Origin of the sequence: Vibrio sp. 10N.222.49.C9, from assembly GCF_041474985.1 — a bacterium.
Lineage (GTDB): Bacteria > Pseudomonadota > Gammaproteobacteria > Enterobacterales > Vibrionaceae > Vibrio > Vibrio crassostreae_C.
Genome location: NZ_JBFRVD010000213.1, coordinates 1 through 233 on the forward strand (window position 1 = coordinate 1; position 233 = coordinate 233).

At 45.1% G+C, this 233-nt stretch carries 1 pseudogene; it reads left to right on the plus strand.

Going from position 1 to position 233, the window contains the following annotated elements:
* Nucleotides 1-233, plus strand: a pseudogene (locus AB4585_RS22810) (putative pyridoxal-dependent aspartate 1-decarboxylase); the annotation flags it as partial.

A 233-nucleotide genomic window follows, 5' to 3' on the forward strand; every position in this document is an offset into this window, starting at 1 on the left:
ATTTATCCAGAAGCGTCAACGTGAAAATGGTTTGTCATTTGTATCGCGTACTACACTCACGCCAAAGCAATGGGATAGCATGACCACTATCGTCTTTAGAGTGGTATTAGCAAACCCATTGACCACCCACGGTATACTCAACAGTGTTCTCAATGAACAGCGTGAGATCGCTAAGATGGCGCCATCGCTAAACAAACAGATAGATGCCCTCGTCAGCACTATCGAATCTGAGT